Source organism: Streptomyces sp. NPDC005374, from assembly GCF_042872225.1.
Classification (GTDB): Bacteria; Actinomycetota; Actinomycetes; order Streptomycetales; family Streptomycetaceae; genus Streptomyces.
Map to the genome: position 1 here is coordinate 102,421 of NZ_JBIAKA010000018.1, position 12,333 is coordinate 114,753.

General features: G+C 70.0%; 14 protein-coding genes and 2 tRNA genes. 14 read left to right on the forward strand and 2 right to left on the reverse strand.

Going from position 1 to position 12,333, the window contains the following annotated elements:
* Positions 1–44 precede the first annotated feature (44 nt).
* From ACFYRX_RS36520 to ACFYRX_RS36530, 3 genes are all read left to right on the forward strand, one after another.
* Positions 45–1,331, forward strand: coding sequence for a glutamate-5-semialdehyde dehydrogenase (locus ACFYRX_RS36520; protein WP_389109523.1), 1,287 nt, complete (start codon positions 45–47; stop codon positions 1,329–1,331).
* Positions 1,332–1,400: 69 nt separating this feature from the next.
* Entirely contained in the window at positions 1,401–1,982 is a 582-nt protein-coding gene (locus tag ACFYRX_RS36525; protein ID WP_389109526.1) for a hypothetical protein, read from the forward strand.
* A 122-nt stretch (positions 1,983–2,104) separates the two neighbouring features.
* A complete protein-coding gene (locus tag ACFYRX_RS36530; RefSeq protein WP_389109528.1) occupies positions 2,105–3,172 on the forward strand; it encodes a hypothetical protein in 1,068 nt (355 codons plus the stop codon).
* 181 nt (positions 3,173–3,353) lie between these two features.
* On the opposite strand, the gene ACFYRX_RS36535 is transcribed toward ACFYRX_RS36530, so the two are convergent.
* Complete coding sequence (locus ACFYRX_RS36535; RefSeq protein ID WP_389109531.1) at positions 3,354–4,490, reverse strand: M48 family metallopeptidase; 1,137 nt, start codon at positions 4,488–4,490, stop codon at positions 3,354–3,356.
* 146 nt (positions 4,491–4,636) lie between these two features.
* Between ACFYRX_RS36535 and ACFYRX_RS36540 the strand changes: the two genes are divergently transcribed.
* The 7 genes from ACFYRX_RS36540 to ACFYRX_RS36570 all read left to right on the forward strand — a co-directional run bounded on the left by ACFYRX_RS36540 (position 4,637) and on the right by ACFYRX_RS36570 (position 9,079).
* Positions 4,637–4,795, forward strand: coding sequence for a hypothetical protein (locus tag ACFYRX_RS36540; RefSeq protein ID WP_389109533.1), 159 nt, complete (start codon positions 4,637–4,639; stop codon positions 4,793–4,795).
* 153 nt (positions 4,796–4,948) lie between these two features.
* Positions 4,949–5,113: a hypothetical protein gene (locus ACFYRX_RS36545; RefSeq protein ID WP_389109535.1), complete on the forward strand. Its 165-nt coding sequence runs from the start codon at positions 4,949–4,951 to the stop codon at positions 5,111–5,113.
* A 79-nt stretch (positions 5,114–5,192) separates the two neighbouring features.
* A complete protein-coding gene (gene nadD, locus ACFYRX_RS36550) occupies positions 5,193–5,831 on the forward strand; it encodes a nicotinate-nucleotide adenylyltransferase (RefSeq protein WP_389109538.1) in 639 nt (212 codons plus the stop codon).
* 16 nt (positions 5,832–5,847) lie between these two features.
* A complete protein-coding gene (locus ACFYRX_RS36555) occupies positions 5,848–7,713 on the forward strand; it encodes a LytR C-terminal domain-containing protein (protein ID WP_389109541.1) in 1,866 nt (621 codons plus the stop codon).
* Between the two features lie 110 nt (positions 7,714–7,823).
* The gene (gene rsfS, locus ACFYRX_RS36560) at positions 7,824–8,267 is read left to right on the forward strand and encodes a ribosome silencing factor (protein WP_389109543.1); all 444 of its coding nucleotides are present in this window, start codon (positions 7,824–7,826) and stop codon (positions 8,265–8,267) included.
* On the forward strand, positions 8,264–8,923 hold the full coding sequence (locus tag ACFYRX_RS36565; protein ID WP_389109546.1) for a histidine phosphatase family protein: 660 nt from the start codon (positions 8,264–8,266) through the stop codon (positions 8,921–8,923). The genes rsfS and ACFYRX_RS36565 overlap by 4 nt, the downstream gene beginning before the upstream one ends.
* 83 nt (positions 8,924–9,006) lie before the next feature.
* A tRNA-Ala gene (locus ACFYRX_RS36570) sits at positions 9,007–9,079 on the forward strand.
* A gap of 54 nt (positions 9,080–9,133) precedes the next feature.
* Here the strand turns inward: ACFYRX_RS36570 and ACFYRX_RS36575 are convergent.
* On the reverse strand, positions 9,134–9,997 hold the full coding sequence (locus ACFYRX_RS36575; RefSeq protein ID WP_389109548.1) for a helix-turn-helix transcriptional regulator: 864 nt from the start codon (positions 9,995–9,997) through the stop codon (positions 9,134–9,136).
* Positions 9,998–10,231: 234 nt separating this feature from the next.
* Between ACFYRX_RS36575 and ACFYRX_RS36580 the strand changes: the two genes are divergently transcribed.
* The 4 genes from ACFYRX_RS36580 to ACFYRX_RS36595 all read left to right on the forward strand — a co-directional run bounded on the left by ACFYRX_RS36580 (position 10,232) and on the right by ACFYRX_RS36595 (position 12,272).
* Positions 10,232–11,599, forward strand: coding sequence for an MFS transporter (locus ACFYRX_RS36580; RefSeq protein ID WP_389109857.1), 1,368 nt, complete (start codon positions 10,232–10,234; stop codon positions 11,597–11,599).
* Between the two features lie 69 nt (positions 11,600–11,668).
* The gene (locus ACFYRX_RS36585; RefSeq protein ID WP_389109551.1) at positions 11,669–11,842 is read left to right on the forward strand and encodes a hypothetical protein; all 174 of its coding nucleotides are present in this window, start codon (positions 11,669–11,671) and stop codon (positions 11,840–11,842) included.
* Positions 11,843–11,845: 3 nt separating this feature from the next.
* Positions 11,846–12,079: a hypothetical protein gene (locus tag ACFYRX_RS36590; protein WP_003976229.1), complete on the forward strand. Its 234-nt coding sequence runs from the start codon at positions 11,846–11,848 to the stop codon at positions 12,077–12,079.
* Positions 12,080–12,199: 120 nt separating this feature from the next.
* Positions 12,200–12,272 (forward strand) — tRNA-Ala (locus tag ACFYRX_RS36595).
* The last annotated feature ends 61 nt before the right edge of the window (positions 12,273–12,333 follow it).

Here is a 12,333-nt window from a genome sequence, read left to right on the forward strand (position 1 = left end):
GAACAACCGCTGGGCGGCCCCGCACGGCGCACTACCCTTCCGGTATGACCTCGCTCTCGCCGTACGACTCCATGACCCCGGTCACCCAGGCCGCCTACCGGGCCAAGGCCGCCGCCGCCGACCTCGCCCCGCTGCCCAGGGCCGAGAAGGACGACGCGCTGCTCGCCATCGCGGACGCGCTGGAGGTCCGTACGAGCGAGATCGTCGAGGCCAACGCCAAGGACATCGCCAGGGCCCGCGAGGCCGGCACCAGCGAGACCGTCATCGACCGGCTCACGCTCACCCCGGAGCGGGTGCGCGCGATCGCCTCCGACGTCCGGGACGTCGTGGCGCTGCCCGACCCCGTAGGCGAGGTCGTCCGCGGCTCGACCCTGCCCAACGGCATCGACCTGCGCCAGGTCCGCGTCCCGCTCGGCGTGGTCGGGATCATCTACGAGGCCCGCCCGAACGTCACGGTCGACGCCGCCGCCCTGTGCCTGAAGTCCGGCAACGCCGTCCTGCTGCGCGGCTCTGGCTCCGCGTACGAGTCGAACACCGCCCTCGTACGGGTCCTGCGCGACGCCGTGGGCGGGGCCGGGCTGCCCGCCGACGCCATCCAGCTCGTGCCCGGGGAGAGCCGCGAGAGCGTGCGCGAACTGATGCGCGCCCGCGGCCTGGTCGACGTGCTCATCCCGCGCGGCGGCGCCTCGCTGATCCAGACCGTCGTCACCGAGTCGATCGTCCCTGTCATCGAGACCGGCACCGGCAACTGCCATGTCTACGTCGACGCCCACGCGGACCTCGACATGGCGGTCGACATCCTGATCAACTCCAAGGCCCAGCGCCCCAGCGTCTGCAACTCCGCCGAGACCCTCCTCGTCCACCAGGACATCGCGCCCGAATTCCTGCCGCGCGCCCTGGACGCCCTTGCCGAGGCCGGGGTGACCGTCCACGCCGACCCGCGCGTGCTGGCGTACGCGAAGGACACCAAGGCGACCGTCGTCGAGGCCACCCTGGACGACTGGGACACCGAGTACCTCTCCTACGACATCGCCGCCGCCGTCGTCGACTCGCTCGACAAGGCCGTCGAGCACATCCGGCTGTGGACCTCCGGCCACACCGAGGCCATCGTCACCACCTCCCAGCAGGCCGCCCGCCGCTTCACCCAGCTGGTCGACTCCACGACCGTCGCGGTCAACGCCTCCACCCGCTTCACCGACGGCGGCCAGTTCGGCTTCGGCGCGGAGATCGGCATCTCCACCCAGAAGCTGCACGCCCGCGGCCCCATGGGCCTGCCGGAGCTGACCAGCACGAAGTACATCGTGACCGGCGACGGACACGTACGACGCTGACGCCGGGCGCCTCCGGGCGCGCGAGAGGTGTCTCACAGGGCGGATGAATTTCCATACCGTCTGCCCAAATTGACCCCCCAGGTCTACTCTGGATCCGTGCCGGAGGACGTGGGGGGCACGCCGTTCCCTGACGGCTGGGAGCCCGACGACGACCACGACCGCGGGGTGTCGGACGAAGAGTTCGCCTCCGTGGTCTTCGACGAGGCCTTCGTACAGGCGGCCGTGGTGCACGAGCCGACCGCCGTCGAACGCCTCCTGGCCGCCGCCCAGGCGAGAGCGGAGGCCTCCGAGGCCGAGGCCCGCCGCGCCCACCCCAGAGGCGAGGGATACGGCACCGGTGGTTTCGGCCATGATCCCGACCTCGACGACCTGGACGACACCGAAATCCTCGAAGGCCGCTACGGCGCCCCGGGGACGTACGGCAAGCAGGTCCGCTGGCACCGCCCCGTCGCCTGGATGCTCGCCCTGGTCATGGGCATCGGCATGGTCGCGCTGGCCTTCACGGCGGTCTACCGGGGCTCCTCCTCCGGCAGCCGCGACCGGGTTCCGCCGCCCGCCTCGACCGGTCTGGAGCAGGCGAGCACGGTGACCCCCTCGGCGTCGGCCGACTACTCCCAGCCAGCCGCCTCCGCGTTCCCGCGAACTCCCTGAGCACTTCCTGGCTACTGCCTGGGTGCTGCCTGGGCCGATCTCTGACGATCCTGGTGAGACCTGTCAGAACTTGTCGCGCAGCGGGGCGTTTACCCGGGCTTCCCGAGACCTACTCTGAAGATATGGGAGGGCCAGGAGACCCAACTGAGGGGACACCCGAGGGCGGCCCCGGAGGCGGCGAGGAAGAGTATCGATCCGTCGTCTTCGACGAGTCGTTCGTCCGCGCTGCCCGTCTCCAGGAGTACTCCGCGCGCGAGCGCATCGCCGATCATGCGCCCGCCGTGCGCCGCCGCCCGCCGCTGCGCCGGGGACTGTCCCGGCAGGCGCTGATCCTGGTCCTGCTGATCGCCGTCGCCTTCGGCACCGCGATCTACATGGGCGTACGGCATCCCTACCAGACCTCCGCGGCCCAGCAGCCCGTCGAACCCCTGCGGATGACCGTCATCCCGCTGGCCCCGGAGGGCAGGGTTCCGGGGTACACCGACGCGGAGTACCTGTACGCGCACAGCCCCGCCGCGCAGTTCCGCGTCGGCGCCAAGGGCATCCCGCTGCCGGCGTCCCGCCGCACCGAGCACTTCTCCGACAGCCAGGTCGTGAGCGCGCTGACCACCGCCAAGGACTACATCGTGCGGTCCTCGCTCGACCCGGACGTCCTCGTCGGCGGCCAGGCCCGTGCGGTGCGGGTCCTCGTCGACACGGACCAACTCGACCAGTTCGACCAGAGTTTCGCCCACCCGACCGCGGACGGACGGCACGCGCCGACCGGGTGGCTGGTTCGCTTCGACCCCACCGAGGCGCGGCTGGCCGACAGCAGGATCCGGGTGCAGGGCAGTCTCCAGGCCGCCGAGACCGACTCGTCGACGCTGGAGGTCACCGCCGACCACACGTTCGTGTACGCGCTGCGGTCGGCCGGCGGCGCGGATGCCGAGGTCTCGCTGTTCACCGTCCGGCGCGAGCTGCACTTCCGGTTCGACCGGGACGATCTGCGGATGCACACGGCCCAGCTGGTCGTCTCCTACGTCCAGGCCGGACCGCTGACGTGTGCCGAGGACTCCACGAACCGGTTGCACCCGTTGCTGGCCGGACAGACCGCGAAGGCGGGCGGGCCGGCGGGCACGGATCCGTACGCCACGGGCAGCGCGACGGCGCTGTGCGGGTCCCTGGCCACCAGCGCGCAGCCGAAGGTGTGACACGGGGCCGGTGGCCTGGTGGCAGGTTCGCCGGGTGCGGGCGAGTGGGGGGCGTGCCGGCCGGGGTGCGAGCCGACGGTGGGCCGGGGCCCTAGGGCGCCCCCGCGGCGGAGCCGCGCAGCGACACGGCCCCGCGCAGTCAGGAGGCCACACCCCGGGACCGCCCTGGGAGGCCGAGGTTTCAGTCCTCCTCGTCGTTTCGAGGGGTGTCCGTCGGCGGCTGGTCTTTACCGTTCCGGGGCGTGTCCGTCGGCGTCTCGTTCTCCCCCGGCGCGGAGCTCGAGAAGCCGCCGAAGCCCCTGCGGACCCGGCCGCCGAGATCGCCCGCTCCACCCGCGATGTCGCTGACCAGCTTCATCAGCGGGTCCTTGGAGCTCTTGACGTTCGTCGCATAACTGGCCGCCGACTCACGGAAGGAGTCGGAGACCGAGGTGTTCTTGTCCTCGGTACGGCGCGGGTAGTGGCCGTCCATGATCCGCTGGTAGTCGCGGGACTCGGCCCACTTCTTCAGCTCGGCCGCCCGGATGGTGGTGAAGGGGTGGGTGCGCGGCAGGATGTTGAGGATCTTCAGGACCGAGTCGCGCAGGTCGCCGCCGGCCTCGTACTCCTCGGCCTGCTTGAGGAACGCGTCCACGTTCATCTCGTGCAGATGGTGGCCGCCCGCGAGCTTCATCAGGCCGCGCATCGAGGCCCGCAGGTCCTGGCCGACCAGCAGGCCCGCCCGGTCCGCCGACAGCTCCGACTTGCGGAACCACTCGCGCAGCGCCGTCACGATCGCCATGATCGCGATGTTGCCCAGCGGGATCCACGCCACCCTGAGAGCGAGGCCGGTCAGGAACAGCAGGATGGTCCGGTACACCGAGTGGCCGGACAGGGCGTGCCCCACCTCGTGTCCGACGACCGCCCGCATCTCCTCCTCGTCGAGCAGGTCGACCAGGCCCGTGGTGACGACGATGATCGGCTCGTCCAGGCCGATGCACATCGCGTTCGGCTGCGGGTCCTGGTTGACGTACATCGGCGGGACCTTCTCCAGGTCCAGGATGTAACAGGCGTCCCGCAGCATGTCGTTGAGGTACGCGAACTGTTGGTCGGAGACGCGCACCGAGTCGGACAGGAACAGCAGCCTGAGGCTCCGCTCGGGGAGCAGACCGCTGAGCGCCTTGAACACCGTGTCGAAACCGCTCAGCTTGCGCAGCGCCACCAGGGCGGAGCGGTCGGCGGGGTGCTCGTACGCACGCGAGGAGATTCCCGGGAAACGCCTGCGCTGCCTGCTCGGCACGTTCTCGTGTCCGTTGTTCTGATGGCCGTCGTCGGACATGTCTTCCCCCATGTGCGTCTTTGGCTGTGCCTCTTCGGCCTCTGTGATCCTTTGCGGACCCTTGTGCGGCCCTTTGCGCCCCCGAAGCAGAGCCCAGCCTAGGCGGAGATAGCGTGGACGGGCAGTACAGCGAAGGAGTCCACGTCATGGAGCACACCCGGGCCGCCTGGCTCACCGAGGCCGCGAGCGCCGCCGAGCAGCAAGGGTCCGGAGATCTGCTCCGGGTCGTACTGGTCGTGATGTTCGTGGGTTGTGCGTTCACCGCGTGGTTCCTGCTGCGGGGGTACAAGCGGAAGGACGAGTGAGGGAGGGCGAAGGTTCCCCCGCCGTCCCCGAGCGCCCGGCAGTCCCGAGTGCCGCGCCGCCTCCAACGGTGGAGTCGGCGTGATCCCCGCCTCGGTGCCCGCTTACCATGGGCCGACATCTTTATCCCGCCCACCGGATAGGTCCTGCCGAAGATGAGCATCCACAGCACCGCTGCCCAGTTGGTCACCCTCGCTGCCGAGGGCGAGGAGCACGGCGGCAACCACGAGAGCCTCAACCCGCTGGTCACAGGCGGTGGCGCGTTCATCCTCCTGCTGCTTCTGCTGTGGATCACCACCCGTTTCAACCGCGACCGCTGAGGCGCCGGGTGCTCAAAGCGGGGCACTTCGGGCCACCGTCGGACGGTGCCCTCAGGCCGGGCCGGTAGGGTCTGCACGCATGGGAGAGCAGGACATGCCTACCGGCCAGGGCAACGGCCCGTCGAACCCCGGCAAGCGCCGCCTCGGGGTCATGGGTGGAACGTTCGACCCGATCCACCACGGGCACCTCGTGGCGGCCAGCGAGGTCGCCGCGCAGTTCCATCTGGACGAGGTCGTGTTCGTACCGACCGGCCAGCCCTGGCAGAAGACCCACCGCGCGGTGTCCCCGGCCGAGGACCGCTATCTGATGACGGTCATCGCGACCGCCGAGAACCCGCAGTTCTCCGTCAGCCGCATCGACATCGACCGCGGCGGAGCGACCTACACCACGGACACGCTGCGCGACCTCAAGGCCCTCAACCCCGACACCGACCTCTTCTTCATCACGGGCGCCGACGCCCTGGGACAGATCCTCACCTGGCGGGACGTGGAAGAGCTGTTCTCCCTGTCGCACTTCATCGGGGTCACGCGGCCGGGCCACACCCTGGCCGACCCCGGGCTGCCCGAGGGCGGTGTCTCGCTCGTCGAGGTCCCCGCCCTGGCCATCTCCTCCACCGACTGCCGGGCGAGAGTCGCCAAGGGCGACCCCGTCTGGTACCTCGTGCCGGACGGTGTCGTGCGTTACATCGACAAGCGCGAGCTGTACCGCGGCGAGTGAGCCGAGAGGGGCACCGGTGAACGACCGATACGACGCGGGCTACGGCGACGACCAGGAGAACCAGTACGTACTCGTCGGCTATGACGACTACGGCAGGCCGGTCTACCAGCAGGCCCCGCCACAGCAGGCCCCCCAGCAGCAGTACGACCCCTACGCACAGCAGGGCTACGGCTACGACCCGTACGCCACCGGCAGCCCGCAGCAGCCCGCGCCCTACGACACGGGCGGCCGGCACCCCGCCCCGCCGTACGACCCCTACGGCACCGGTGACACCGGGCAGCAGGCGCCTGTGCCGCCCTACGACCCGTATGCCAACGGGCCCCAGCAGGGCGGCGGTTCGGCGACGGCGTACGACCCCTACGGCCGGGCCGCCGCGAGCGGCCAGCAGCCCCGCGTCGCGGAACAGACCGCCTACATCCCGCAGCAGGGTGCCCGGGGCGAGAGCGCGCAGCCGACCGCGCAGGGCAGCCAGGGCTACGCCGAGGACACCCAGGCCCGCCAGGGTTACCGTCCCGCGCCCGACACCGACGAGGACCGCCCGGGCGCGGACCGTCCCGGTGCGGACCGTCCCGGCGCGGTTCCTGCCGACGGCGACGAACGGCAGTACCAGACCGCGCAGTTCGCGTTCATCGAGGAGCCCGACGGTGACTCCGAGGACGTCATCGACTGGCTCAACTTCACCGAGAACCGCACTGAGCGACGCGAGGAGGCCAAGCGCCGCGCCCGCAGCCGGATCGTCGCCCTGGTGGTCGTCCTCGCCCTGGTCGCGGTGGGCGGCGTCGGCTACCTCTGGTACGCCGGAAAGCTGCCCGGCCTGTCGAAGTCGGACTCCGAGCAGGGCACCACGATCGCCGCGAGCGCCCAGAACCGCGACGTGATCGTCGTCCATCTGCACAACACCGCGAAGGGCGGCACCTCCACGGCGCTGCTCGTCGACAACACCACCACCAAGCAGGGCACCACCGTCCTGATCCCCAACGCCCTCACCCTCACGGCCGACGACGGTTCCACGACCACGCTCGCCAAGTCGGTCGACGACGACGGCTCCTCCGGGACCCTCGACTCCCTCGACACCGTCCTGGGCACCGACATCGAAGGCACCTGGCGGCTGGACACCCCCTACCTCCAGAACCTGGTCGACCTCGTCGGCAACATCGACGTCGACACCAACACCGACGTGCCCGACCCGGCCGCCAAGAAGAAGGGCGAGGAGCCCTTGGTGAGCAAAGGCAAGGGCCAGACCCTGAGCGGCAAGATGGCCGTCGCCTACGCCACCTACCGCGCCTCCGGCGAGGCCCAGAACGCCCAGCTGGAGCGCTTCGGCCAGGTGATGCAGGGCGTGCTGCGCAAGCTGTCCTCCGACCCGACGGCCGCGACCACCACCGTGCAGACGCTGGCGCAGATCCTCGACCCGTCCCTGACCGACAGCGACCTCGGCACCTTCCTCGCCAAGCTCGCCGACCTCGCCAAGGGCGGCGACTACAGGACCGCTCTGCTGCCCGTCCAGCAGGACGGCACTCTGAGCGCCGAGGCCAGTGCGAGCGTGGTCAAGGACGTCCTCGGCGGCAAGGCGAAGAGCCCCGACAAGGACGCGGCCGTGAGCGTCTCCGTCCAGAACGCCACCGGCGCCAAGGACAACACCGAGAAGGCCCGCGTCGTCCTCCTCAACGGCGGCTTCACCTTCGTCGACGGCGGCACGCCCGCCGCTTCCCGGGCCACGTCCCAGGTCCTCTACGCCGACGCCTCGGACAAGGCGAACGCGACCGAGGTCGCCAAGACCCTGGGTCTGCCCACCAGTACCGTCGCCAAGGGCACGATCTCGTCGAGCGCGAACGTCTCCGTCATCCTCGGCCAGGACTACAAGCCCGGTTCCTCGTCCTAGGGCCCGTCGGCCCGTAACGGCACCTCGCGTGATCTCCGCGATCACGTGGGGTGCCGTCGGCGGACCGTGAGACCCTTGATGTCAATCGACCGCCGACCGAAAGCCTTGTAGTGACCGCCACTGACCGTTCCCTCGAGCTCGTCCACACCGCCGCGCAGGCGGCCGCCGACAAGCTCGCCCATGATGTGATCGCCTACGACGTCAGCGACGTCCTGTCGATCACCGACGCCTTCCTGCTGGCGTCCGCGCCCAACGACCGCCAGGTCAAGTCCATCGTCGACGAGATCGAGGAGCGGCTGTCGAAGGAGCTCGGCGTCAAGCCGGTGCGCCGCGAGGGCGACCGCGAGGCCCGCTGGGTCCTGCTCGACTATGTCGACATCGTCGTCCACGTCCAGCACAGCGAGGAGCGGGTCTTCTACGCCCTGGAGAGGCTGTGGAAGGACTGCCCCGAGCTGGAGCTGCCGGCCGACGCCAAGGCGACCCGCGGCAAGGCCGCCGAGCATGCCGAGCTCCGCGCCGAGGGGGACGACGCCGAGTTCGGGGAGCCGCGGTGACCGCTCCCGCCGACCGCAAGGGCCGGGGGCGCCGCGTCATCCTGTGGCGGCACGGCCAGACCTCGTGGAATGTGGAGCGCCGCTTCCAGGGCACCACCGACGTCGAGCTCACCGAGACCGGCATCGGTCAGGCCCGCCGCGCGGCCAGGCTGCTGGCCTCTCTCCAGCCCGACGCGATCGTCGCCTCCGACCTCCAGCGGGCCGCGAACACAGCCGCCGAGCTCGCCGAGCTCACCGGCCTGGACGTGACCCACGACGAGGGCCTGCGCGAGACCTACGCGGGCGTCTGGCAGGGGCTGACGCACGAGGAGATCATCGCCCGGCACGGCGAGGAGTACGCCGCGTGGAAGCGCGGTGAGCCAGTGCGCCGCGGCGGTGGCGAACTGGAGACCGAGGTCGCCGACCGTGCCGCCCCCGTCGTGCTCCGGCACGCCGACAAGCTCCCCGACGACGGCACCCTCGTCGTGGTCAGCCATGGCGGCACGATCCGCACCACCATCGGGCGGCTGCTCGGTCTGGAGTCCCGGCACTGGGAGAGCCTCGGCGGCCTTTCCAACTGCTGCTGGTCCGTCCTCGGCGAGGGCGCCCGCGGCTGGCGCCTCCTGGAGCACAACGCCGGCACCCTTCCCGAGCCGGTGCTGGGCGACGACGACTGAGGCCCCGAACCCGGATTTCACTTTCCGGCAGGTCGCAGGCTAAAGTTCTTCTTGTTCGCCCCCGCCGAGCGGGAAGAACACGCGGGGCTATAGCTCAGTTGGTAGAGCGCCTGCATGGCATGCAGGAGGTCAGGAGTTCAATTCTCCTTAGCTCCACAGAACGACACTCTGTTGAGTTGTCAAAGATCGGTAATGAGGATCCCGTCTCCTTCAGGAGGCGGGGTTTTCTGTGTGCTCCCGCAGTCGCGCTGCTTTCTCCCGTGTCTCCTCGTCCTCCGGTGTGTAGACCACGATCCGGCACTCCGGCATTCCGTCGATCGACAGCGACTGCGACGTCATCCGCAGCTCGCCCACGGCCCTGTGACGGAACGTCTTGACCCGGGGCCCCGGTCGGACCACTTCTCCGCTCGCCCACAGCTCGGCGAAGTACGGGCTGGCCGCCGCCAGCGCGTCTATGTAGCTCTCCCAGGCCGGCTCGCCCACATGTCTGCCGTACGAGGACCGCAGGGTCGCCACCATGACGGGCAGTTCGCGCTCCCGGTACATCACCGGGCTGGACTCCTCGGGCACCGTGAACAGCGTCCACAGGGCGTTCGGCACCCCGATGTCGACGATCTCGGGGGTGACGAACAGCTCGCGGTAGCCCGGATTGGTGGCCAGGATGTCGTAGCGCGAGCTGTAGACGACCGCCGGGAGCGGGTCGAGGGCGTCGATGATGCTCTGTACTTCCGGGCTCGTCGACCGCGTCAGCCCCTCTGGGGCCGGGGCGAACGGCACCTGCGCGAGGCGATACAGATGCTCCCGCTCCGGCAGGTCGAGCCGTAACGTACGGGCCACGGCGTCCAGGACCTGCGAGGACGCGTTGATCGGCCGTCCCTGCTCCAGCCAGGTGTACCAGGTCACACCGACGCCGGAGAGCTGGGCGACCTCCTCGCGGCGCAGACCCGGAGTGCGGCGCCTGAGGCCCGGCGGCATGCCCACGTCGGCCGGGGTCACCCGGGCGCGCCTGCTGCGCAGGAAGGAGGCCAGCTCGGGCCGCCGTCGCTGTGTCGTCGTCACTTTCACGTCCCCCATCGTCACGTCCCCCGTCGTCACCTCGTCACGACCATCCTCGATGCCGGACCCGTCGCCTGCCAGGTGCTGGCAGTACCAGCATCGGTGGGCTCTCGGCACCCGTACCGGGATGTCCTCAAGCTCGACGGCATGACGACAACGCCCAGGACGGGACCGGGTCCTGCACCCGTTTCCTCACCTGTCCAAAGTGAAGCACCCGCCACTGACAACCGGCCCCGGCCGCTGCTCGCGCTCCTGCTCGCCGCCCAGTTCATGGCTCTGCTCGACGTGTTCATCGTGAACGTCGCGGCCCCCACGATCGGCACGGAACTGCATGCGTCGGGCGCCGAACTCCAGCTGGTCGTCGCCGGATACGCCATCACGTACTCGGTGCTGCTGATCACCGGCGCCCGGTTCGGTGAGCGTTTCGGCCACGGCCGAGTCCACCTCACCGGGCTCGCGCTGTTCACGGTGGCCTCGCTCGCCTGTGGGCTGGCGCAGGGGTCGATCGAACTGATCGTCTTCTGGCTGGTGCAGGGCGCCGGTTCGGCGGTGATGATCCCGCAGGTGCTCAGCCTGATCCAGCGCAACTTCACCGGCGAGGCCCGGATGAAGGCGCTCGGCGTGTACGCGGCGGTCCTCGCGGTCGGAGCGGCCGCCGGACAGGTCATCGGCGGAGTCCTGGTCAGCGCCGACCTGTTCGGCACGAGCTGGCGGCCGGTGTTCCTCGTGAACGTGCCGGTCGGTCTCGTCCTGCTGGCCGTCGGCAGCCGCCTCCTGCTCCCCGGGGACCGTACGACGCCCCGGGACCGGGCGCGCGGCCTCGATCTGCCCGGTCTGCTGCTGGTCGGGGCGGCGGTGTCGCTGTGCACGGTGCCGTTGGTGCTCGGGCAGGAGGAGGACTGGCCGTTGTGGTCCTGGCTGTCCTTGTCCGCCGCCGTCCTCCTCTTCACGGTCTTCTGCGTCCACGAGTCGCGGCTGGCCCGGCGCGGCGGCGCCCCGCTGATCGCACCGAGTGTGCTGCGTCATCCCGGGATGGGCCTCGCCGTCCTCCGGATCATGGCGGTCATGGCCGTCAACGGCGGTTTTCTCTTCGCGCTCACCCTGTACGTGCAGGGCGGCCTCGGCTACAGCGCGCTGCGGGCAGGGCTCTCCTTCGCGCCCACCGCTGTGATCTTCGGCATCGTCGGGCTCACCTGGCGCACCTGGCCCGCCTCCTGGCAGCGTCGGCTGACGCCCGCCGGGTTCGCGATCACCGCGATGGGCGTGCTGGGCGTGGGCCTGACCCTGAAGGACGGCGGTACGGGAGGCGTGGCGCTGTACGCCGCGTACGCCGGCGTGGGCGTGGGGCTCGCGCTCGCCTTCAGTCCCACACTCACCGGGGCCCTGGCCACGGTGCCGCCCCTGCATGCGGCGGACGCCAGCGGGCTGCTCGCCACGGTCACACAGCTCGGCCAGCTGATCGGTGTCGCGGGCTTCGGCACACTCTTCTTGAACCGGCTTGAGTCACTCGGCCCCTCTGAGGCGTATACCTCTGCGGAGGCGTTTTTGGCGTGCATGTTCGCGCTGGCCGGGACCGCTGTGGTGGGTGCCGTGTCCGGACTGGTACTCAGGCGTCGCTGACCGTATTGGTCCGGCCGTGGCAGAATCAAACGGCCGGAAGGGGGCGCGGCCCGACGGGAGGGAGTAGTGATGCCTGCGAGCATCCTCGTGGAGGGCGGCCACCTCCGCGACGCGGCGTCGTCAAGGGACACGACGGTCCGCCTCATCTGCCCTTCCTGCGGTTCCGTCCACGTCGCCCAAGTACTCGGCGACAACGGCGGAATCTCCTACGTGTGCACGGCCTGCGGCCACAGCTGGAGCTGATCGATGGGTGCACACAGGCGAAAGTGCGACTGGTGCGGCAGCGGGACGCCGATCGTGCGGGACATGGAGCCGGTCAATCCCGACTACCAGTACTGGTGCGAGGAGTGCGCGCGGGCGCTGATCATAAAAGGCGACCCCATCGAGACGTACCGCGAACTGGAGGGTGAGCCGATCTACGGCCGTCTCCTCGAAGAACACTGCACGCTCAAACGGTTCTACTCGTTCGTCACTGCTTGAGGCCCGTCGTCGAGGCGGGCCTCGGGGGCCTTGACGCCTCGGGGAAACGATTTGGTGTTCCACCCGGGGGACCGTGTAATGTTGGCGTCGCCGCCGGGGAAGCCGGGCGGAACGCAACACGGGGCTATAGCTCAGTTGGTAGAGCACCTGCATGGCATGCAGGGGGTCAGGAGTTCAAATCTCCTTAGCTCCACAGCAAACAGAAAGATCCCGCCGGATCACTTGATCCGGCGGGATTCTTTTGTTTCCAGGGG